This window comes from Paenibacillus sp. 2TAB26, assembly GCF_052115145.1.
Taxonomy (GTDB): Bacteria; Bacillota; Bacilli; order Paenibacillales; family Paenibacillaceae; genus Pristimantibacillus.
Map to the genome: position 1 here is coordinate 88,945 of NZ_JBFRGC010000011.1, position 21,590 is coordinate 110,534.

The window sequence follows — 21,590 nt, forward strand, 5'->3', positions numbered from 1 at the left end:
AACCTTTTTGCGAACTGCTTCATTAACTGCGAATCATTCAAGGAAAGTAGATTCATCAGAACATTGGTGCAATGATTTTCCCTATGTGCGTAATGGCTGAATATATTCATATGTCCCCCTATATTTTGATTCAAGGTGGCGAGTAAAGCATATGCAAAAACCCGCTCCGTTTTTAGCCTCAAGAGTTTATTCACCGAGTTGAAATATTCGTTTGTCATTCAATATAGCATACAGGTAGGACGGAGCGATCAAATCATTAATCTCACCCGGGCCATTTACAGGCATCCGATTCCAGGCTTTTTCAATATGGCTCTTCGGAATATTGAAATTTGTTGTGCTTGGAACGAGTGTAGTACCCTTCATCGTATATGTAAATCTCTTCCCCATTTTTTGTGTGAACTCACTGCCTTGATGAGTCATAATGCACCGCCATACGTCTTCAAAATGAATCATACATTTTCCCCTCACATTTCATTTATGAGAAGCATAACACAACCCCCCTGTTGTAAATCAAGACGATAAGTGGGTGTTGGGTGTGCTGTTGGCTCATTGAAAGATCATCAGCAAATCATTGGATTAGAGTCAATATCGCATTTTAAGTATATTCAATATTAAAAAGCGAATCCTATGTAAAAAGGAAAGAAGGAATCTAAATGTTCACCCCTCCTATGCTTTTAGATGTTAGATCGGAACCGTTCGATGATCCTGATTTTCTATTTGAGCCTAAAGGAAATGGTGTTCGATTATTATATGACTACACCGATACAAATAAAGCTTTATATACCAGGCATTCAAACGACATAACGAATCGATTACCAGAGATCGAAAGGTTAGAGATCGATAAAGGAACATTACTTGATGGTGAAATTGTGTGCTATTATCCAGAGGATTCTCTCAAAGAAGATTTCGAAGCTGTAATGAAGAGAATTAACACCACTAAAAGAACAGAGATTGCAGCTAGATCAAATCCCATAACATACATTGTTTTCGACATATTAAAGCATCGTGGAAAGTCTGTAATGAATATGCCGCTCCTCGAACGAAAGCAGCTGCTAGCTGAGGTGATTGTTAATCAACCACATTTAAACAAATTATTTTATATACAAGAAAAAGGAATTGAGCTCTTCGAAAAAATCAAACAATTTGAACTTGAAGGCATGGTCGCTAAGTCCAAAGATTCCCGGTATTATTCAAGGGACGGGCACGTGAGCGTCCGTCCAAAAGACGTTTGGGTAAAAATAATTAACTGGCGTTACGATATTTTTTATATTGTTGGGTACCGCAAAAACAAAAGCGGGTGGTACATTGCAATACCTACAGTTGAGAATAAGTTCAAGAATGTGGGGTTAATGGAATTTGGTGCTTCACCTGATCATAAACTTGCTTTTTATCAGATTGCAAAAACAATTATTACTAAGGAAATGAATGATATTGTATGGATAAAACCATTGATTCGTTGCAAAGTAAAGCATAGGGGAGTATTACGAAGCGGGAATTTTATGACTCCGATTTTTGTAGAGTTTATCTTTTAGATGTTACTTAATCCCACGCGCCGCGACTCATAGCTCATAATTATTCTTCCAAAGCGCTGGTTCAGCACGTTCGGTTCGCACGCTGCGGCGAAGGTATGGTTCCCGCTCCCTTGCACTGATTTCGAACATTTTGTTTTTCACTGTCTATTCCCTACTTAGCACGGTAATACTATCTTTATAGACTAATAAAAAAGGATATAAATTTCATGAAGCATATTCGTGTTAATGTACCAGTTGAAGTTAGAGCTGCTGTATTAATCCGCGACAAATCGACATGTCAATTATGTGGTCGCAAAGCACCGAAGGTAATTATGGAGGTAGATCATATTATCCCTGTTTCCCGTGGCGGAACTAATAATATGAATAACCTTCAATCTCTTTGTAAATTATGTAACGTTGGAAAATCTAATATGGTCGTTTCTGACATGATATGGAAAGCCCAAACTTTTTACAAGAAGGCGCGACGAAAGCATCTTTGTAATTCAATCCCCCCTCCTCTACCTCACCAAGAAGACGATGGCTTCAGCATATATATTGATTGTGAGCCTTTTCTCACAAAGTTCAAATCAAAAAAATAAAAAGGTCTTCAGGGAAAACCTTCAGGCCTTTTTTTGTGTCTTATGTTTTGTGGTGATAGGCAGCGTTTTAAGTAATTTCTTTATATCCTATTTCCTTTAATTTCAATGAATTCCCTTTAGTAACTAGCCAGGTTTTATGATTATCTCCTACTATAAAGATCAAATGTTCCTTACGCCGTTTCACAACGAATTCTTTGGCCAAAGATATATCTGTAAATTCATAGGATACTAGGAACGACGGATGCGCCTTCCGGCAAGACTTTGAGCAAAATCCAAAATTTTCATTCGTATGTTCTTTTCCACATAGTCTACACTGAAATTTCGATTTTTTATTTTGTGGCTTTAATCTAACAATTGCGTTCATAGGGACACCATAACGTGACAATACAATTCACTCCTTATTCCATGTGTTTAATCTATAAGGTTAGGATCTAACCCATACCACTTACAAATTTCATTTCGTACATGCGATCCAGTTGCTTCACCATACAATTGCCGTTTATATAGTGCTTCAATATTTGAAGTTATTATGATACTTTCAGCTTTTGCGAAGTGGCGATTTAATTCCATAGCTTTTCTATATTTTTCTTCATTAATTATTTTTGTTTGAATAATTGCTTCTTTTAAGTCTTCAGGAAAAATGAAAGCATCTTCTTCAGGATCTATCACAATACCAAGTAATTCCCAATAAACACTTATGGCTTCGGAATGAGCAGTTCCCCAATCTATCAGTTTTAGCCCGAAATTGGCTAGCATATAAGTTTTAACAAACTCACATTGATTAAAATATTCCGGATCATCAGGCTCCAAAAGTGTGTATACGGCGATAAGTCGTTCACCTCTAGTCTGTTTTATTTAAAAAAGCAGTTTAACATGTGTACCATTTATTTTATAGCCTGAAGGTTTATTGATGAAGAAGTTTTTTAATACAGAAAAAGCAAAAACGACAGGAAAGCCAATCGTATTGACTATTTGGAGAAAATGTTCTACTCTAGACACATATAATAGTGAACGATATCCTCGTTAAGAGGCGAAAGAGCAAGGAGTAAAGAGGGTGCGACCTAACGGTTGCATCCTCTCTTGTATTTTTGTAGTTTTTTAATGCGAAAGAAGAAAGAGAGTAGCGATCGCTGCTCTCTTTTTATTTTTGATATGGTATTAATAGCTCACTTTGATATTGATACAACGTACTAAGTTTTATATTCGTTATTTTTGCTATTTCTTCTCTTCCAACTTGTGCGTCCAGCAGTCTTTTTATAGTTTCTAACTTTAGCTGCTTCTTTTCAACCTTTCGATCATAGCTGCATCTTTTGCATCCTCCACTATGATAATATCTACCCCTTACGGACGCTTGAAATTCGTGGTTGTTTTTGCATCTCCACCATGCCTTGTATGAAGAAGTTGGCCGTACATCGAAAGGAGTCGTATTTTGATTCATAACGGGATGCCATTCCAAGGATATTTTTGGGCATTTAGCAGCCAAACAATTTTCCTTGGTTACTTCAGTTCTCTTTAAATTAGAACATTCAGGACACCCGTTTCCATGTAACCTATTACTTATTCTAGATCGAAAGCTGTGTCCATTCTCACACATCCACCACACTTTCATTTCCGATCCATAAGACACATCTTCAGGCTGCAAGTTTCCGTTTAAGTTTGGATGCCAATCTTTTGTTATCTCTGGACTCATTATTTTCAATGATTTTGAGTCATTCCGGTTTGCTACTTTCTCATAAATAACTGCCTGATCTCTTTCAAGGTTAATAGATAAAAAATGAAGCTTTAACTTTAAGGCTTCGTTATCTTTATAAGCAGATTGAATGTATTTAAATAGCTCCTGGACACATTTTTCCAAAGATTCGTTACTTTTCTCGTCTTCCCTATATAGCACATGTACGTCACTTTGTTCAATATCAGGAAGATACTTAATGCGTGCCCTAATCACTTTTTTCCCAAGCTCAAGCAACTGCGTATTCTTTTTTTTATCCCTTATAATTGCCACTTCTCTTTTATGGTAGTATCCATCATATTCAATACATAAATCAAGGGATGGAATAAATATATCCACTTCGAGCGTTTTTCCTTTATATTTTAGTTTGTACTTATTTTCTGCGTCAGGATAAATTTGTTTAATGTAAAAATAAATTGCTTGTTCAGGAAATGATGACTGTGTTGAAAAGCTGCAAAAGTAACATCCATTTCCGTTATTACGATTGTTTATATTGGCTTCCCATTCATGGTTTTTCCTACACAACCACCATACTTTTAATGTGCTATTCGAATGAACACCCCATGGGCTTAATGTTCCATTTTTTATAGGGTGCCACTCTAAGGAAAGTTTAGTGTTTTTAGCTGCTAAAGAGTTGTTAGGCAGCAATTTGCGTCCAGAACAATATGGACAGCCCTGGTTTCGCTGTGACCGATGGTAAATAGATCTTTCATAAGTGTGATTGTTATCACAGAACCACCACACCTTTTTAACTGAACCGCATCTTACATCAGTTGGTTTCAGAGAACCGTTCAAACTTAGATGCCATTGAGCGGCAATATCAGGATGCGTGGTAGCCAGGCTCGTTTCAAAATTTATATCATTCCCCGAACAAAACCTACAACCATTCCCCTTTGTTCTTGATACAACTTTAGAATCATAGTCATGTCCCTCTGGACATTTCCACCAAACAATTTTATTTGATCCATGAGTGAAATCAAATGGAGTTAATTCACCATTTAACGTAGGGTGCCAGTCTGATATTAATTCAGGAAACATTGCCCCTAATGAGTTTTCGTTAGATACTCTTTTTCCTGCGCAATAAGGACAATTTTGTGCTCCGTTTTTTTGGGTTCTGTCCCGGACAATCAGATCATATGTGTGTCCTCTTTGACAAGTCCACCAAACTTTCAGTCCAGAGCCATTACTTATATTACAAGGATTTTTTTCTTTGTTCATCGTTGAATGCCATTCGTGGATTAAGTGCGGTGTCTTATAAGCTATAGATTTCGGTATTAAAGGGACTCTTGAAATTTTTTTTGTGAGCTCTTTCTCTTCTAGAAAAAAAAGAAACCATTCTTCCTCTGAGACGATTTTCCCTCGTTTTAACTCTTCCCATAGTTTTATATATATTTGCTCTAACTGATTTTTTACTTTTTTAACTTTATTCCTGGACCAATGCTTTTGATATTCCAGTTTGTCAGGAGCAGCCATATTCATCACCCTCAATATCTACCATTTTTTAAGATTATTATGGGTTTGAAAATGGAGTTTCATACGTCTTTCATTATTTTTAATAGAGATGCAGAGTACTAATAGACCCGGAAAAAAAGAAGAATACTTTGCAGATCGTCACCGTGAGGGAGATCAAAGCAATAAGTATTCTTCTTCGATAACATCGGGACTGGGAAAGAAAAAGATCGGATCTAAGTCCGCTCATTTTTGCGCTTATTTCTCTTCTCTAATAGCAGGGTACAAAAAAGAGCCGCCCTTTTAGAGCAGCTCCTCTTTAGTTAACTATAGATCTTCCTTCGATAATAAGTAACGATACTGCTCGGGATTTTCTCTAATTTGATCAGCTAATTCCTCATACCATTCCGATAAAGTAACGGTTCGTATGCGCTGAGCGTTCGGGTCTTTCGGCTGTAAAAATCCGCTCTCGATCCATTGTTTTATTTTATCCCTGGCTGTCCGATCTCCCATACTAAGTAGCATCATGATTTCTGTTGGCGTAATTTCATCCTGTCTAAATACCAATTTCCTGAATAACTGCCGCTGCTGAATATCCAACTGCCTGATTAGTTCCGGTTCTACCCGTAGCAGCTCCGAATTCTTCTCTTGAACAATTTGCGCTGCCTGCGTGTAAACTTCTGCCAGACCATTCAAAAAGTATTCCAACCAAACCGTTAAATCCGCATCATGACGGCCAAAGTAGTAATTGTGTGCCAATCCCATTTGAAGCGCCTTGTAATAATCGTTTAAATTCCGATCATAGAAGTTTTCGAGCACGAATAATCCCTTTAATCCGAAGCTCCCCCGCCGCAAAATATAGGTCGCAATCATTCTGGCCGTCCGTCCATTACCATCCATATAAGGATGGATGGTTAATAACTGCCACATGGCAATACCCGCCCGAATAGGTGCCGGCAGTTCATGCGTTTCCGGAGAATTGAGCCATGCGACAAAGTCCTCCATTAAAATAGGAACATCCGTATACTCTGGCGGCATGTAAAACCCTGATTGATTTCGATTCCCTACCCTGTTTTGCTCTGTGCGATATTCGCTCAGCCTTGGCCGTCTTCCATGAGAAATACGGATAATGCAATGAAGCTTTTTAATCCATTCTTCTGTAATTGGTAGGCTTCTACGCTCTGAATCTTCTAGGAACTCAATAGCTTTCATTAGGTTATATACTTCCTGCTCTGCATCAACGTCACTACTCTGATAAAGAGCTTTACGTTTTTGTTCTTCATCCAGGTCATTGCCTTCCATTCTGGTGGAAAGTAATACCGTTGTCTCTTTGGCTTCCTTCTGTAATTGCTCCAGTATATCCACGGGCAACGGTAACTGATCAATAACGACACTCGCCCTCTGAATCTCTAGCAGTTTATTAACCATCTTCATTGTATTTGAGAATTTCGGTTGAAACATAACATCCCCTCCATATATCCATTATATCATATTTGCCGCTATTTTACCGCTATATACATTTATTTTGAAAATTAAAGTCCGGAGTGAATGAAAGAAGACGGCCTACATAGGCCGTCTTTTAGCTTCCGCTTTTTTTCAGCTGCTTCCTTGCGCGCTTTTGCTAACTCTTCAGCTTCCTTTTCCAGCAGCTCCTTATAATATTCTTCTTTATTTTCCTCAAAAAACTTCATCACTTTCGAAAATTCGACCACTCTAATCACTACTTTCTTCGTTATGAGTAACATCTTAGTATATCGATTTTCTAATTCCCACCATTGCTCTCTCTTTTTAGTAACAACGGGCTAAGAAAGTGCTAAAGGGAGATACAGTTAGGATCGCGCTATGTCAAAAAACAGAGCGAACTGGAAAAAAGAATAAAATTCCCATATTAATTCCTCGCTTATGATAAATTATTCATATAAAAATATTTCTGTATTTAGCCTGGTCGGAGTAGAATTACGTACATTTATTATACATTTTTTAAAAAGGGGTCGTTATGTATGGAAATTTCATGGTTACTTGCAGATGAGATATGTATTGAATATGAACGTATGCAACTAGAGCAGACCGGAATGACATGGAAAACCATTAAGGATACTTTAAATGCAAAATATCGTGAGAATTCAAAAAAAGGATTATTTAGATGCTTGTGCTGCAATGCAAAAACCACAATGAGACTGTGTGAAGATAAGGCCTGTCATTTTAGCCATGAAAATAAAGAAGACTGCGCAGGTCAACGAAACTATACCAGGTACGCGACAGCAACAACTAATCACGAGTCTCTCAAGCATAGAGTAGGTAAAGCAATCATTAAAAATCAGCTTGTATCGGGCTTATCTAGAACAGATGCAATTGTTATTGATGGGTACTTACATAATGATGACTTGAGTTATGTACCTGATTTCATTGCACAGTGGCCTACCGGCGAAGTCTGGACTTTTGATTATGTTACCGGAACCAAGAACGCTAAATACCAGCGTTATCTTCAAAAGAAACAAGAGTTGTATCATTCAAAAAATTTTAAAAGCTATTTCTTATTTGACCACAGCCAGATAGCATACAAGGAGGCGCAAAACGCTTTAGCGTTAAGTCTTTCTGAAAAAGGATCTTTGTCATTTTTAAAGGGGGATTCCCCTTGGGAAGGTCTACTTCATGATTTAGCTAAAAAATATGGAGATATTTCACTAGTTCCAGACAGAAGACTCAAATTAAAAAATAAAGATGTTGATCTTTTGCTTTATGTAAATGATGAAATAGACGGTTATTTATATAAGATATCGCAATTAGAGCTACGCCAAATAACGGATCAGCTCTCTGAGATTCCAGACCAATGGTATATGATAATCGGTAGCAGCAAACACATCTCAAATAATGATTTGTTTCTTTTTGATGCCCGTTCTAAATCGTTTACATGGGAGAATGATCAAGTCACTAATGATGAACTAAGCGAAATGGTAATGATAATAGAAGCACGCCGTGCAGCTCATTCAAAAGAAGAAGAACTAAGAAAACAATCGATAAAAAAACAAGCTTATTATACGCAACAACCTAGTGCTGCTGAAGTTGCCTCATCTTATGAATTCACTACTATTGATTCTTCTCCCTCCAACGCATCAAACATCGATGAGTCAATAAATCATTACATAGCAATTTTAAATGAAATGCGTAATTCATCATTAGTCGAATCAGCTCCTGGATTTTCAGTACGGATAAAAGAGTGTGAGGAGGATATCCAACTCTACAGAAATACGGGTGACATTTCTGATCGATTGCATACCTATATTCGAATGATGAAAAATGCGTTACAAAAATAACGATGACAAACAAACCGCCAATCGAGAAATGGAGTGATTAGATGAGCGCATGTATGGAGACTGATAATAATGGCATTTTCATTGTAGTTTGCCAAGAATGTGATGGAAGGTTACATGATTTTCATGACAAACTAGATATTCATAATGTGAGATTTCAGCTAATTTGTGATTCAGGACATGAAAACATTTTTTTAATTAAAACTTTAGAAACATTGAGATCCGCAATTTTAGATGATAAATCGGAAGAAACATTGCTATTCTTTAGAATCGATCGAACTGGTAGGGAACAACAGTTTGCACATTACAATCGCATGTGTTGTTATTGAATATTAGCTCAGACACCTATTGGTCATTGATAAAACCGCAGAAATATTTAACTTATTGCAACTCTATTATCAATCTTTGTTTTAAAAATGTTTAATTTCCCTTGCCGTGATCCATAGGTGTCAGAAAAAAATAAAGTTGTAGACTCAACCTTGGGTTTACTATCCAGCATCTACAATAAATAATGTTGTTTAGGTGGACTTGTAAAGGGGCAGGGCTTGGAGGCGGAATATATGACCATACATTTTGGGAGAAAGTTAAAAAATATAGAAGGAGGATTAAAATTAACCGCCGATAATTATGTGAGAATGAGTGACATAGATAATGCCAATTCCTCTGAAGAATTAAAGCTTAAATTAGAAAAGGTTATGACTCGTTTTGATCTCAATATGAAATACTTCAAGACGTTGTCTCGGGAGAAATTCAATGAAGAACTCAATAAGTTTGTAGCTTCAAATAAGTTTTATGAAATTAAAGATCTTAATTCTGTAGCTGGTATTTACGGGCACTATGTTATGGTCTTAGATGAGTATTGTCAAGTTTACATAGGAACTGCTAGTCGTAACGATGGTATAAAAGAAAGGATACCTCAACATTGGAGTGAGAAAAAACCCTTAGCTCGTCTTGACGCAGGGGAGTGGGGTTCTTTACATATTGATAGTTTTAGAGCTAAGGATACTACGAGAATTTTTGTATGGCGTGATGATGAGTGTACTTTTTTCGAGGATTACACGCTTAACGAGCTTTGGGAAGGTAGATTGGTTGCTCAATTTCCTATAGATTATTGCCTGAATTCAGTCATGGGAAATATACCAAAAGAGTTTTTCTTTGAAAGGCTAAAGGATCGTGATTTGAGGGATTCAAAGGTGTACCAATAGCAATCGACCGACTGCATGAGACAGATTCTTTAGGACAAAACCCTCTTTTTTATCTGTACAACAGCGGTAGTCTAAAACTTTATTTTTCAAGTCTTGGTCCACCGCGGTTTCATTTTTATAGTCAGTCTAATACTTATTTTTCGAAGTCTGACGATTTTCAATCCTCATAACCCCGTTAGATCAAGTCTTTCAGTCTAGAACTTTATTTTCCCTGAACACCTAGTTGTTCTTCCGGAAGCTCCAGCGCCGGTTGCCACGCAGCTGCGGCCAAATATCCGAAGAAAATAAAGTTGTAGACTGTCAAGTTGGTGGCCAACTGCGCGGCGAAGCTGTAGCTTGTGCTCCTGGTTGTTCTTCATGATCCCTCCCGCGACCGGACTTTCACCAGCAAGATTTTGCGTGCTTCTGGGCAAGCCGTATAAAAGAAGCACCCACATATTGTGAGTGCTTCATGGTAATGCTATCGAAGTGTAGTCATTTCAATTTCGCCACTTTTACATTTCCTAATGAACTCTGACATTGCTGCTTTCGAATCATCAGTATGTCCGCCCGGAACAGTGAGTGGACCAACAGGATCTATGACCCGAGCTTCCTTTACACCAGTTGCCCCAACAGTTACCCGTATAAGTTGTCCATCAGCGTTTTGGATACCGGGCAAGACTTTACGAGTTGTCATAAGATCACTTCCTTTACATATAGTATAACCCAATTAGCTTAATAGAAACAACACCATAGATACCCATATTACGTCCAGAAACAGGAACAGCATTGAACTGACTAGCGAAGTAATTGCGCATATTCGTCTTAGGCGTCAAGGCTAGGAATCCATCGTATCCCAAGTCAACGCTTTCCTTGCCTGCAAATCCAATGAGCAGCCGTGGAACATTTACATAGTATCTTGGAGGGATTACACCATTTCGCATATTAGGAGCGGATTCAACAAGATGAATGAAAACGTGATCCCCTTCATCCGTAATTGATATCCCCCCCAAGATTGTCCCACTACTATCCACCAATTTATAGACGGAGCGGGATTTGTTTTTCACTTCAGTCAACCAGGACAGGCCAGGTGTCCATTTCATTTTGTTTGCATCAGCTGCAATTGCATTCACGAAAAACGCCCTATGCACTGTGCCGTCAATAGCTTCAAGATACCAATCTGACATGTCTCAACCCCCGTAACTATGATAATACATTAACAGAAGCATCTTTGCCTGACCTTATTTGTGCAGTATGATTAGCTTGCGCTCTTGTACACGATATCCTTATTACAAAAAAACCGCGATAATCGCGGTTTCAAAAGCTATGATTATCCCTTGTTTGATTTATCATAAATCACTAATCGATCGATATGTGTACTTTTAATGCAGCATTAGTATCATAGAAATTAATTAGATCCTCTCTTGATAATGAGTTATCAGGAAAAATCTCACCGAATATGTACTTTATTCTCCCCTTAATATAACCACTGTCATTAGTTAGCCAATCACAAAGAACTTCCGGTTTATCTTTATACTCTAGAAGTAGAACTTGGTTCTTTTGATCAATAAGTTGATTCAAAAACGTACAAAGCTCCTTAGCATGATGAAGCATAATTGATCCGTGTCCTTCGCGCCGAATTTTAGCGTTGGCGTTGCAATCATTGATAATAATACGATTTTTTAAACTTTCATATTTGAGATACATATATGATGGTGAGGGATATTCACTAACTTTATAATATAATCTAAGAGCAAGACTAGCAGTGCTTTTACTCCCATACATATTATTGAATTCATCAAGATCTACTGAAATAATAATCTCATGATCCGATTTATCACGAGTGAAGGCAAGATATATATCAGCAGAACCCCTGTCTTTATGAGCATTTTTAACAACTTTCAAAAGGGGACTAGCGTAATTAATATGTGAGATATGCTGGAATTGCACGGGATCGAAGTTCTGTTTTATACTACTAGCTTCTGGTTCTATCTCTTTAATAAAGTTTTTTTTCCAGAATAAAAATGATTTTAAACTCAAAAAAAGCCCTCCTTATTATTAATCATAGGGCTTATTGTATTCCGAACTGTTAATGCTTTCAAGACATCTTAAAGGTTGACCCTCTAGCATAATTTGTTATTGGCTTCATAAATCTTACAAGCCAAACAGCCGCCATTTGCGCTGCGCAGCTGTCTCGTTGGTTGATCTTCCCGAAGAGCCCGTTCGGCGGATCAGTATTCTTACGACGGCGGCAGCCAGCTGCGCGGCAAAGCCGCAGCTCTTACTCATAGTTATTATTTCGGAAGAGCCGATACGGAGCATCGCCATGCTCGCGACGGCGACAGCCATCTGCGCGGCGAAGCCGTAGCTCTTTCTCATAGTTGTTATTTCGGAAGAGCCGGTTCGGAGCATCGCTATGCTGGCTAAGGTAACGCCCAGTTGCGCTGCAAAGCAGCAGCTCTTGCTCTATGTTGTTCTTCCGGAAGAGCCGGTTCGGCGCGAATTATTCAGGCAGCATTGCAGTCTTGACATTAATGACGGCGGCGCATTGCAGCAGTTTCCGGTAGTATCGCTTTAACTATCCTTTTCGTGCTATCTGCGTATGCCTCATCGATGAATGTTTTCATGACTCTGGAAGCAATTATTTCTGGAGTAAACTCATACTCCCCATTAACATGCTCATTAAGATCATCCGCAATCATTTGAAGCTTTTGAAAATCATTACGTTTTAGTCCAATTAGAAGTGAACGATATTGTAGATACGGATCAATAAACTTGCGAATAATACCCACTCGCAACCCCTCCTCTCTTATTTAAAAATGCTCCATACATTTGAATTTAAATTTGGATTTGAATTAACGTTCCCAGGAGGTAACGTTCTCCTTTGTTGCGAGAATTCTACTCCCGGTGCAACGATTTGAATAATTCTAATCTCTGTAAGTGCATACTCAAGTAACGCCTTTACTCCATGAGCAAAAAATGAAATACCCAAAGCAATTTGAAATTCGGTCATTCTTTCAGCTATAGGTTTAGAAAATTTAAGTTTAAATCGGCAGTGCTGATTAGTATCCATATCTAGAAAATCATAGATGTTAATAGGATTAAATAATGGATACATAATATGATGCTCATTAATATGATAAGGCCGATGGAAGTAGGCTCTAAAAAATTCAATGCACTTCTCATCGTTAAGTGCAGCTAAAACCAGTTTTGAACCAACCTCACCCTCAGGGATCTCTAAACGGCGAGCCAATCGATGTATCCAAACACGGTTACTATCACTAATGTTCGGCGCAACTACGACCTTTTTGTCCGATCGAGTTTTACGTTTTTGTCCTGCTCCCCCTCTATTCCCACTCATATCTTTGACACTCCTTCTCTTAACGCAGGAACGGAGTTCCTCTGTTCCAGCTTTCTTAATATATTTTTATGTGGAGGGAGGCGAATAATATGCTGAAAGTTTGTCCATACTAAGCACATATTCTTTACTCAGAAGGGATGTTTTACAATGGCCATAACTAAACCATTTTCTAAATGGTCACTGGCAGACAAGAGAAATTTCGGAAAAGATGCTATTGCATATGCTAAAGAAATCGGCTTACCCCTAAAAAAACGAAAATCAAAAAAATCAAAATAAGAGATGTCCGCTAATTCGGATATCTCTTATTTTGTGTTAAAGCAATATCAATATGATCGGTATTGTGAATCTGAATCAGACGTGGCCTCAAATTAAAGTGAAAACTCAGCAGTAAATTGCGTACCATCCTCATTGGAATAATCTAAAGTTAGTTTACCATCGTATTTCTTTGTCAGTTGGCCAATTATTTGCAACCCAAGCCCCGTACCAGTTTTCTTCGTAGTGAATCCAGGTTCGAAAATTTTACGCTTTAATGCTGCCGATATTTCTGGACCATTATTATATACTTTGAACTTAAGCGTTCGCCCGTCTACACTGCCACTAACTTTTACTTTGGACAGTTCAGAAATCTTATTTTCAAGAATGGCTTCAAAAGCGTTATCAATGAGATTTCCCAAAACTGAAACAATTTCGCTCTCCTTAATGTGCTTTATATTTATGTCCCCAAAATCAAGTATATCAAAAGTAAAATCGATTTTTTTAGTCGCAGCGTAAGCTACCTTTGCTTGTATAAGCCCCATTATCGGCGGGCAATTAATGTTTAATATCTCATTAATCGAGGTAGCCTCATCAACTAAATTTGATGTGTATTTTATCAAATCATTATACTCTTTCATGCTAACAAGTGCATGAACCGTAGCCATATGATTATTAAAATCATGTCTTTGCCATCTTAATGATTGAAATAAGCTATCCAAGCTCCCTCTATATGAAGATTCAATGGTATTTAATACTTGCTCTCTTCCGAATGAAAAGACCCGATAAACGATAAAACATAAAATTAGAAACAAAGCTGAGCTCAGTATTATAGCATAGACATATTTTATTACCTGATCATAAAGTACCCGCTCCAATAGATCATAATCAGTTATTAAAAAAAGTACGTAGCTTCCGTTTTCAAATTCAAGCGGCATGAAATACTTCTCATACTTCTTGCCATCATTTTTTTCGATGTAGAAACTTTTCTTTCCAGAAACAGTAACCTTTTTCACGTAATCGATGTCTGATTTATTAGCAAATTTGTATGAGCCAAGTGTTACCATACTCTGAATTGCACTAAAATCATCATTTGTAGTTTCTGTTAAAATAAATTCCAGTGTAAGTGGTTCATTATTATATAGATTTACAGGGTTATTATGAAGCTGCGCTATATGCTCGCTTACCCTTTTCGATATATCTGCAGGGATATTGGATTTTGAATCAATTTGTATCACGTAGTCATTGGAATCTGATCGATAATAAAAATGTGTCGGCCCATAATTATCATTCCTAACAGTTAAACCATCATCTAGTTCGAGGTTTATAGGGCTTTCAGTTGTGATGTTGACAAATTTACCATCCCCGAAATTCCGAGTATGTACTGCTATAGAATCTACTTCAAATTCATTTGCAATTTCCTCGAGAATCTCTTCATTTATATTAGTAAAGCTTGGACCTAATTTCTTCTCAATATTTCGCATTACACTTGTCATATATGAATTCTCTACTCGCTGAATGATTGCATCACTTTCTTTAATTTGTCCTATATGCTGCCGAACGTACTCAGCTTGAACATCTAACCTCTTATTGGCTTCTGAAATTAAGGCGTCTTTCGTTAAGATTAAATAAGCAATATTCGTCATAATAAATAGGAACATAAAGATCAATAATGCTGAAAGAGACACCTTGAATTTTTGTGCTTTACGAAGCGTACCCACTTAATTGATCCTCCAATATATAATCCAATTCGATATGAAGCGATTTTAATACGTCTATGATCCATCACCAAACATTACATATGCAGCTGATTCAAATATCTCTTCCAGCGTGAACTCATCATCATCTAACAATTCCATTACACGCGATTGGCCATATATTTGAAGTAACACTGTAACGATTAATTTATGATCAGAAGTCATTGATTTATACGATTGTCCGTATCTGACAACGTTTGAATTGCTCCAGAAAGAAAGAACATTATTCCCCTGATCTTTTAGCCCATAGTTCATTCCATCTTGATGAAGAATGTACCCACTTAATTGATCTTGATCAATTAATAATTGCTCCATACCATTCATCTCATAATCCAGGGTAGAATCTATACCCTGTTTCTTTAATTCGATCTCGATGGTTTTTTTTCTTTCCAGTGATATACTGCGGAATAATCGTAAAGACAACGTGCCTCTCGTGCTCAGCAATTCCAGGCCTTTATTAATTTTTATTGCTTCAAAATATGGACTAAGCACTTTATTCATAGGGAATATCTTATTGATGTAATATTCTAATTGTGAGATTGTTGGCCCATCGTACCAATAACAATGTAAGTTATCATCATAAAAGTCGAATCGAAAAAATGTACCAAGAAATGATGATCGTATTTCACTTTTAGTCTTGTCTAATATTTTCGTTAAATCCATTCTTATTCTCCTAGTCCTCACATGTGCTGGGTTACAAGATGATGATAAAAATTTTCACTGCCTTTGCTCTGACTGATACCTGGCATATAGTAATTCAAACTCTTTTCTCTTTCTACGTGGCAGAGCGAACTTAACATCACTTGCTGTCATTTGAATAACATACGTCCCGAACAAATTCTCATTTGCGTATGCAGATCTAATAAACCTCATATTAACCAAGCTAGATTGGTTTGGTGAGAAAATTTGCTCGGAACATTGGCTTTGAATGTCTAAAATGGAGTTACTAGTTTCAATACCAGTATCCTTACCGCCGTCAACAGTTACTATGGTTTTATGTTCACCTTTAATTTTCGAAGCGTATAGTAAATCGTTTTCATTAATAAATATCGTACGATAATTACTTTTTAATTGTATTATTTTGCTTACAGGAGACTTTGTATAGACCAAGTCTTTTTCAATCATTATTCGAGCCTTTTCTACTGCAGTTGTGATTCTTTCAAACGAGACGGGTTTGGGAACAAAATCAACGCAATTCATTGCCATTCCCTCAAGTACTAGTTTAAAATCTTGCGTTCCAGAGATCATAATCAAATATGGAGATAAACCACTCTCTAAAATTTTCTTGTACGCTGCAATACCATCTATACCCTGCAACCCAATATCCAGAAACAATAAATCTGGTTCGTATTGTAAGCAATCTTCAACAAGCCAATCACCCGATCCAATAGAACTTACTATCTTCAAATCAAGCTGCTTTGCATAACTTTCTAGTAGCCTTCTAATTACCTCCTGATCTTCAGCTATAATAACGGTCAATTTCCTATTCAAAACTTCACCCTCATTTCTCATGACACAATATCTTATAATTCGACATTTTTCGCACCAAATATGACGAACTTTGAACCAGATATGAATATGGTCCATTTTCCCTAAACTTGAATATATAATAGGACTATAATCTTAATTAATAAACCATCCACCAGGAGGAATATCTCATGAATACGCAATTTACTATATTGGTTGAAGCTGATTTTGGATCCAATAATTTCACTGCATACGTACCCGAACTACGTTTAAGTGCAGTTGGTGATACAGAAGAAGAAGCACTGGATCTTGCAAAAGACCTCATACAAATGGAACTAGAAAGAAACCCCGCCAAGTCTAGGTTCATATCCAAAGTTTATTTTGTTGATGTTGAAGTACAAGCAGATTCAGAGAACAATGAGAAGCTTCAAACTGCCGTATAGAGAAGAATAAACTATGCTCCCACTACTAGCAGGGAGCTTTTTTTTATTAAAAAAAGCTATCTCCAAATAGAGAAAGCCCTTTTCAATTGTAACCAGGCTATCTTAGTTCTAAGTAGAACTTTAGACCCTTGGCTTTGCGTCCTTGCTTTTCAACAAGTTTGCCCTTCTTATTTAATTTCTAGTTTATATTAGCATAATACTCCACTTTATGTACTAATGATAGTACAGTTTTCTTGATTTTGATATATTTTGTCGAATGCAATTAACTCTCGATCCACATCCCCCCCCAACTCTTCCAATTTAAGTAGATATACGCATACCCTCTTCAGACTTCCAACGTGGTAGACATTTTTAATTGCCCGGCTTGAGCCGCGGTAGTTCTTGATCCTGTTTGTTGTACAGTAAGCGTCAGTTCGGCTTGATTGGAGCTGCGGCAGCCAGCGGTGAATGTTGCCTACTCCTTCAGATAATCATTCATTTTTTGAGCTTGCAGGCTCGCCGGTAAAAGGTTTGACCAGCGTCGTGGAGAAGCTGCAGTTTATGATGAACTTTACTCTGTTCTGAACAATTGGCTCTTCAGATGCGACGGCAGCCATACCCGCTCTTTCGGAGCAAAGCAAAGTTAAAAAGCTAAAGCGAACCCAGTGCAGCACCGCTGGTTCGCTTTAGCTTTTAGTTGATGGTCTGGTCTACTTCATCTGGGGAACTTGGGCAGCATTTGCTTCATTATCGTTTAAGTAATTTCTTTGTATCCTAAGTCTTTTAGTTTCAATGAATTCCCTTTAGTAACAAGCCATGTCTTATGATCATCCCCTGCTATAAATATTAAACTTTCTTTTTGACGTTTGATAACAAATTCCTTGGCTAATGTTAACTCATCGAATTCATAGGCTACTAGAAGTTTAATGATTGCATTCATAGAAACTCCAAGACGTGACATTATCTAATCTCCTTCTATAAATCTTTTTCAACCATGTTTCATTGTAGCATGGCCTTCCATGATCTAATTTGTTTCGTGAATTATATACCTAGATATGCATTTAATATTGGTATGTTTTTCTTATACGAGGGTAACCTAATACTAAAAAATATGGATGTGATATTCGTGCATACAGTCTGGAAAGGCGCGATTAGCTTCGGTCTGGTACATGTACCGGTTAAAATGTATACCGCAACAGAAGACAAAGATATTCACTTCCGCAGTCTGCATAAAGACTGTGGCATGCCGATTTCATCAGTGAAAACTTGTAGGCATTGCGACAAAGAAATTGGCGCAGATGAAATTATGAAAGGGTATGAATATGAGAAAGATAAATTTGTAATTAGTAAAGAAGAAGACCTCGAAAGCATTAGGGCCGAAGCCGAGAAAACAATCAAAATATTAGATTTTGTCGATCTCAACGATATCGATCCCCTCTATTTTCAAAAAGCCTATTACCTTAGTCCGGACTTGGCAGGTGCTGGAGCTTATAACTTGCTGCTGGAGGCGATTAAGCAGACGGGTAAGATTGGTATAGCTAAAATATCCATTCGTAGTAAGAGTAGCCTTGCAGCGATTCGTGTCGTCGATAACTGTATCTGTATGGAGACGATGTATTATCCGGATGAGATACGCTCCCTCTCTCAAGTGCCCAATCTACCTAAGCAAACCGTTGTTAATGAAAGGGAACTTGGAATGGCCATGACACTTGTTGAGCAACTAAGTGAAAAATTCGAACCTCGTAAATATACTGACGATTATCGAACAGCACTGCTCGAACTCATTGAGCAAAAAATCGCTGGTGAAAGTGTGGATGTCGTCTTCGCGCCTACTGCAGAGGGAAGATCTAATGTCATTGATCTTATGGCTGCCCTGCAAGCTAGCTTAGACGTAACGAAGCCGCTGCCAGAATCTTCTCCTCCGAAGAGCAAACGAAAAAACGCAGCAAAGTCAAAGGATAACGTATCATGACACCAGGAATGGCTCTTCCTGGTGTGCCGATGTCCTCTGTAACACCATCAGGATACGTACAGGTCCTAATTTTATAGGATGCGGCAACGACGGGTAGAAAAATTTCCAAGTAAGTAGAACCTCGTAACGATTAATTTCCTGAGATTGTTGCTGGCATAGCTTATAGGGTTCGGGAGTGGCACTGGATGAGAGAAGGCGACTATGTAAGCGTACGAGGGGCTAAAAAGGTCGGCAGAGTCCGCAGTATTAAGGATAGGAGTGTTGAAGTCGAATGGACTTTCGAAAAGATCATGAGCAGCGGCAGTTTTAAGCACATCGTGGAATATGAGATCGATGATTTGGAAGGTGTTTAATGTTGAATCAAGAAACATTACTGGTAACCTGCAGAGGTTGTAACAATGAAAATGAGATCGCTATCGATAACCTTTTAGATTATTCCTGTGTCACATGTGGGACATCGCCATTACAACTTAAAGAAACCGAACAAGAAATACTAGTTAATGAGCTCGATGCTGCTACAAATGAATTGGATCGTGTAATCGGTAGTCTTACTCATGGCAGTATGGATCCCTATATGGCTTCAGAATGGCTTGAACATGAATCTGGGCAGATTGCCGAAATACTTGATAAAGCTCGAGCATATATTATGGATAACCCTAACAAATTCACTTAAACCCAGTACAACAGTCTGCAGACAAAATGTCGGCAGGCTTTTGGCGCGCAGCTGTCCGAAGAAAACGAAAGAAAATATAGTCATAGACTGTCACGTCGGTTACCAACTGCGCGGCGTAGCTGCGGCTCTCGCCCCTAGAGTTATTATTCCGAAAGTGCCGGTAGCGCGATCAGTTCGCACGCAGCCGCGGCTCGTGCTCCTAGTTATTCTTCCGAAGCGCCGGTTCAACGCGATCGGTTCGCACGCGGCCGGGGTTCGTACTCCTGGTTATTCTTCCGAAAGTGCCGGTTCAGCGCGCGATCAATTCGCACGCGACCGCGACCACCCCAGATGAAATTACCGTAGACGTCATAAATTTCTGGTCAATCCTTATTTGCTATCAGTTTTTATTTTCACTAAACTCTTCCCAGAATCCCATCGCATCCTCAATACATTCTACGTCCAGTAAGAGTCCATATTCAATAATAGTCCTTCTTATATCAAAATCACATGATGGCTCATCCACCTGTTTCGTGTTGAATTGTAGTAGCTGATCGTATACCACTTTGCATATTTCGATAATAATCGATCTACGATCCTTTAAACCCGCTTCTGTGTATAAACTACTCACTAAAATATTTGATGAACGCATTATACTCTGGACTTCCCATTTTTCTCCTTCAAGTAATATTGCACTAGCTTCTTCATCACAACCTCTACCCATTGTCAAAACTATTAAAATATATCCTTTTGCTCCGGTGTGGCCTATCCAAACGAATTGCGTGTGCGTAGGTCGGATATTTGAACCAACAACATATAGCGTACTATCCGCCTTTGATTCTATTAACAAAGGGTATCTTCTAGTAAACTCCATCATATTCGCTAATACCAATCCATAAGATTCAGAAAGTTCTTTAACCGTCTCCATTATTATTAGCTCCTCTCGCCGAAAAAAAAAGCACCATACCAAATACATAAAGGGTTAAACCTTTATGTATTCGGACGATGCTTTCGCCGGACATGGTATTTGATTGTCTTAATAATACCAGATTTAGTTTGCGTTAACTAGTGGAACCATCTCCATCAGTGGATATTGATCTTCGAAGACGTTCATTTTCATTCCTTTGCGCCTCTAACCGTTCGTATAATTCTCTTACTTCCGCTGCACCTCGCGTGCTAGCCTCTGTTAATTGATTTTGTAACTCAGTGCGCATCCGTAATACAGCACGTTCATGCTCCAGGTCTTTACGATCAGAAATACGTTGAACCTCATCTTCGTGCCCTTTTTCGGCAATCAAACGAGCACTCTGTTCTGACTTCAATTCTCTCTCCAGTTCAATAATACGTTGGCCAGCTGCTGTCAGTTCTATACGTAACTGGTTGCTAGCTTCATAACCTTCTTTATATTGGTTAACAAGTCCGGTAAGCGTGTCGTTTTTCTCTCGATATGACTCAACCAACTTTTTATTCGTTTCACTCGTTTCTTGCGCCTGTTGAGCGTACTTCTCTGATTCAAGCCGGAGTTCTCTCTCTCTTTGTACAATCTCTTGGGCTGCTTTCAAATCATTGGCGGAAGCTTGCAGTTCAAGGTTCTGTTTTGATATTTGCGATTTCAATTCTTCAAGTTCCTCAGCATGCTTACGTTGAATATCATCTCTATCGAAATGGGTTCGCTCTGCTAGATTAACTACCACGGCTCTAATTCGGTTTGTGAGGCTTTCGACTTCTTCAATCTCCAAGCGGTGTTCTGGAAAAGTGGATTTCATTTCATGCTGAATCCATACATCTGTTGCTCGGTCGATCCATTCTTTATCTGTCAGCCCTGATGCCGATATAGCATTATTAATCTTCGCTTTAGTATCATCATCAATATTATTAAAACCTTTTGCACCCATATCTTCGCCGCCTCCCCCGTTACTATTAT

The 21,590-nt window shown here is 38.2% G+C and carries 26 protein-coding genes and 1 riboswitch; of the genes, 9 read left to right on the plus strand and 17 right to left on the minus strand.

All coding sequences use genetic code 11. The features are described 5' to 3' along the window. Nucleotides 1-186: 186 nt before the first annotated feature. The gene (locus AB4Z50_RS14450; protein WP_441879981.1) at nt 187-453 is read right to left on the minus strand and encodes a hypothetical protein; all 267 of its coding nucleotides are present in this window, start codon (nt 451-453) and stop codon (nt 187-189) included. Nucleotides 454-668: 215 nt separating this feature from the next. Here AB4Z50_RS14450 and AB4Z50_RS14455 point away from each other — a divergent pair, with 215 nt between their 5' ends. After that, nucleotides 669-1,532, plus strand: coding sequence for an ATP-dependent DNA ligase (locus AB4Z50_RS14455; protein WP_441879983.1), 864 nt, complete (start codon nt 669-671; stop codon nt 1,530-1,532). Between the two features lie 206 nt (nt 1,533-1,738). Further along, nucleotides 1,739-2,110, plus strand: coding sequence for an HNH endonuclease (locus tag AB4Z50_RS14460; protein ID WP_441879984.1), 372 nt, complete (start codon nt 1,739-1,741; stop codon nt 2,108-2,110). A 411-nt stretch (nt 2,111-2,521) separates the two neighbouring features. On the opposite strand, the gene AB4Z50_RS14465 is transcribed toward AB4Z50_RS14460, so the two are convergent. From AB4Z50_RS14465 to AB4Z50_RS14480, 4 genes are all read right to left on the minus strand, one after another. Next, nucleotides 2,522-2,920, minus strand: a complete 399-nt coding sequence (locus AB4Z50_RS14465) for a hypothetical protein (protein ID WP_441879986.1) — start codon at nt 2,918-2,920, stop codon at nt 2,522-2,524. A gap of 331 nt (nt 2,921-3,251) precedes the next feature. Beyond that, a complete protein-coding gene (locus tag AB4Z50_RS14470; RefSeq protein WP_441879988.1) occupies nt 3,252-5,312 on the minus strand; it encodes a zinc-ribbon domain-containing protein in 2,061 nt (686 codons plus the stop codon). A gap of 303 nt (nt 5,313-5,615) precedes the next feature. Beyond that, nucleotides 5,616-6,749: a Fic family protein gene (locus AB4Z50_RS14475; protein WP_441879990.1), complete on the minus strand. Its 1,134-nt coding sequence runs from the start codon at nt 6,747-6,749 to the stop codon at nt 5,616-5,618. A 71-nt stretch (nt 6,750-6,820) separates the two neighbouring features. After that, nucleotides 6,821-6,979: a hypothetical protein gene (locus tag AB4Z50_RS14480; protein WP_441879992.1), complete on the minus strand. Its 159-nt coding sequence runs from the start codon at nt 6,977-6,979 to the stop codon at nt 6,821-6,823. Nucleotides 6,980-7,288: 309 nt separating this feature from the next. On the opposite strand from AB4Z50_RS14480, the gene AB4Z50_RS14485 reads away from it, so the two are divergent. Continuing rightward, nucleotides 7,289-8,602 carry a hypothetical protein gene (locus tag AB4Z50_RS14485; RefSeq protein WP_441879993.1) on the plus strand — a complete coding sequence of 438 codons (1,314 nt, stop codon included), beginning with the start codon at nt 7,289-7,291 and terminating at the stop codon, nt 8,600-8,602. Between the two features lie 557 nt (nt 8,603-9,159). Further along, complete coding sequence (locus AB4Z50_RS14490) at nt 9,160-9,804, plus strand: hypothetical protein (RefSeq protein WP_441879995.1); 645 nt, start codon at nt 9,160-9,162, stop codon at nt 9,802-9,804. 460 nt (nt 9,805-10,264) lie between these two features. Here the strand turns inward: AB4Z50_RS14490 and AB4Z50_RS14495 are convergent, their stop codons facing one another. The 6 genes from AB4Z50_RS14495 to AB4Z50_RS14520 all read right to left on the minus strand — a co-directional run bounded on the left by AB4Z50_RS14495 (nt 10,265) and on the right by AB4Z50_RS14520 (nt 13,144). Continuing rightward, nucleotides 10,265-10,480, minus strand: coding sequence for a hypothetical protein (locus AB4Z50_RS14495; RefSeq protein WP_441879997.1), 216 nt, complete (start codon nt 10,478-10,480; stop codon nt 10,265-10,267). 13 nt (nt 10,481-10,493) lie between these two features. Continuing rightward, complete coding sequence (locus tag AB4Z50_RS14500; RefSeq protein WP_441879999.1) at nt 10,494-10,970, minus strand: hypothetical protein; 477 nt, start codon at nt 10,968-10,970, stop codon at nt 10,494-10,496. Between the two features lie 172 nt (nt 10,971-11,142). After that, the gene (locus AB4Z50_RS14505) at nt 11,143-11,823 is read right to left on the minus strand and encodes a hypothetical protein (RefSeq protein WP_441880000.1); all 681 of its coding nucleotides are present in this window, start codon (nt 11,821-11,823) and stop codon (nt 11,143-11,145) included. A 114-nt stretch (nt 11,824-11,937) separates the two neighbouring features. After that, nucleotides 11,938-12,111 carry a hypothetical protein gene (locus AB4Z50_RS14510; protein ID WP_441880002.1) on the minus strand — a complete coding sequence of 58 codons (174 nt, stop codon included), beginning with the start codon at nt 12,109-12,111 and terminating at the stop codon, nt 11,938-11,940. 203 nt (nt 12,112-12,314) lie between these two features. Next, complete coding sequence (locus tag AB4Z50_RS14515) at nt 12,315-12,575, minus strand: hypothetical protein (RefSeq protein WP_441880004.1); 261 nt, start codon at nt 12,573-12,575, stop codon at nt 12,315-12,317. 17 nt (nt 12,576-12,592) lie between these two features. Next, entirely contained in the window at nt 12,593-13,144 is a 552-nt protein-coding gene (locus AB4Z50_RS14520; RefSeq protein ID WP_441880006.1) for a hypothetical protein, read from the minus strand. A 147-nt stretch (nt 13,145-13,291) separates the two neighbouring features. Here AB4Z50_RS14520 and AB4Z50_RS14525 point away from each other — a divergent pair, with 147 nt between their 5' ends. Further along, complete coding sequence (locus AB4Z50_RS14525) at nt 13,292-13,420, plus strand: hypothetical protein (protein WP_441880008.1); 129 nt, start codon at nt 13,292-13,294, stop codon at nt 13,418-13,420. A 92-nt stretch (nt 13,421-13,512) separates the two neighbouring features. On the opposite strand, the gene AB4Z50_RS14530 is transcribed toward AB4Z50_RS14525, so the two are convergent. From AB4Z50_RS14530 to AB4Z50_RS14540, 3 genes are read right to left on the minus strand one after another with little or no spacing between them, the layout of a single operon-like run. Further along, a complete protein-coding gene (locus AB4Z50_RS14530) occupies nt 13,513-15,117 on the minus strand; it encodes a sensor histidine kinase (RefSeq protein WP_441880010.1) in 1,605 nt (534 codons plus the stop codon). A gap of 54 nt (nt 15,118-15,171) precedes the next feature. Beyond that, entirely contained in the window at nt 15,172-15,816 is a 645-nt protein-coding gene (locus AB4Z50_RS14535; RefSeq protein ID WP_441880012.1) for a hypothetical protein, read from the minus strand. 54 nt (nt 15,817-15,870) lie between these two features. Then, nucleotides 15,871-16,665 (minus strand): LytR/AlgR family response regulator transcription factor, encoded by a 795-nt coding sequence (locus AB4Z50_RS14540; RefSeq protein WP_441880014.1) that lies wholly within the window; start codon nt 16,663-16,665, stop codon nt 15,871-15,873. A 146-nt stretch (nt 16,666-16,811) separates the two neighbouring features. On the opposite strand from AB4Z50_RS14540, the gene AB4Z50_RS14545 reads away from it, so the two are divergent. Then, nucleotides 16,812-17,063, plus strand: a complete 252-nt coding sequence (locus AB4Z50_RS14545) for a type II toxin-antitoxin system HicB family antitoxin (RefSeq protein WP_441880016.1) — start codon at nt 16,812-16,814, stop codon at nt 17,061-17,063. A gap of 84 nt (nt 17,064-17,147) precedes the next feature. After that, nucleotides 17,148-17,236: riboswitch (cyclic di-GMP riboswitch) on the minus strand. 560 nt (nt 17,237-17,796) lie between these two features. Here the strand turns inward: AB4Z50_RS14545 and AB4Z50_RS14550 are convergent. Continuing rightward, complete coding sequence (locus AB4Z50_RS14550; protein WP_441880018.1) at nt 17,797-18,003, minus strand: hypothetical protein; 207 nt, start codon at nt 18,001-18,003, stop codon at nt 17,797-17,799. Between the two features lie 165 nt (nt 18,004-18,168). Here AB4Z50_RS14550 and ku point away from each other — a divergent pair, with 165 nt between their 5' ends. The 3 genes from ku (at nt 18,169) to AB4Z50_RS14565 (ending at nt 19,687) form a co-directional block, all read left to right on the plus strand. After that, complete coding sequence (ku, locus tag AB4Z50_RS14555; RefSeq protein ID WP_441880020.1) at nt 18,169-19,014, plus strand: non-homologous end joining protein Ku; 846 nt, start codon at nt 18,169-18,171, stop codon at nt 19,012-19,014. 185 nt (nt 19,015-19,199) lie between these two features. Continuing rightward, on the plus strand, nt 19,200-19,367 hold the full coding sequence (locus AB4Z50_RS14560) for a hypothetical protein (protein ID WP_441880022.1): 168 nt from the start codon (nt 19,200-19,202) through the stop codon (nt 19,365-19,367). Next, a complete protein-coding gene (locus AB4Z50_RS14565) occupies nt 19,367-19,687 on the plus strand; it encodes a hypothetical protein (protein WP_441880024.1) in 321 nt (106 codons plus the stop codon). Before AB4Z50_RS14560 ends, AB4Z50_RS14565 begins: the two co-directional genes overlap by 1 nt. 379 nt (nt 19,688-20,066) lie before the next feature. Here AB4Z50_RS14565 and AB4Z50_RS14570 read toward each other — a convergent pair whose 3' ends face one another. Together AB4Z50_RS14570 and AB4Z50_RS14575 are read right to left on the minus strand one after the other, a co-directional pair. Further along, nucleotides 20,067-20,594: a hypothetical protein gene (locus AB4Z50_RS14570; protein ID WP_441880026.1), complete on the minus strand. Its 528-nt coding sequence runs from the start codon at nt 20,592-20,594 to the stop codon at nt 20,067-20,069. A gap of 133 nt (nt 20,595-20,727) precedes the next feature. Continuing rightward, nucleotides 20,728-21,561 (minus strand): hypothetical protein, encoded by an 834-nt coding sequence (locus AB4Z50_RS14575; protein WP_441880028.1) that lies wholly within the window; start codon nt 21,559-21,561, stop codon nt 20,728-20,730. Between the last annotated feature and the right edge of the window lie 29 nt (nt 21,562-21,590).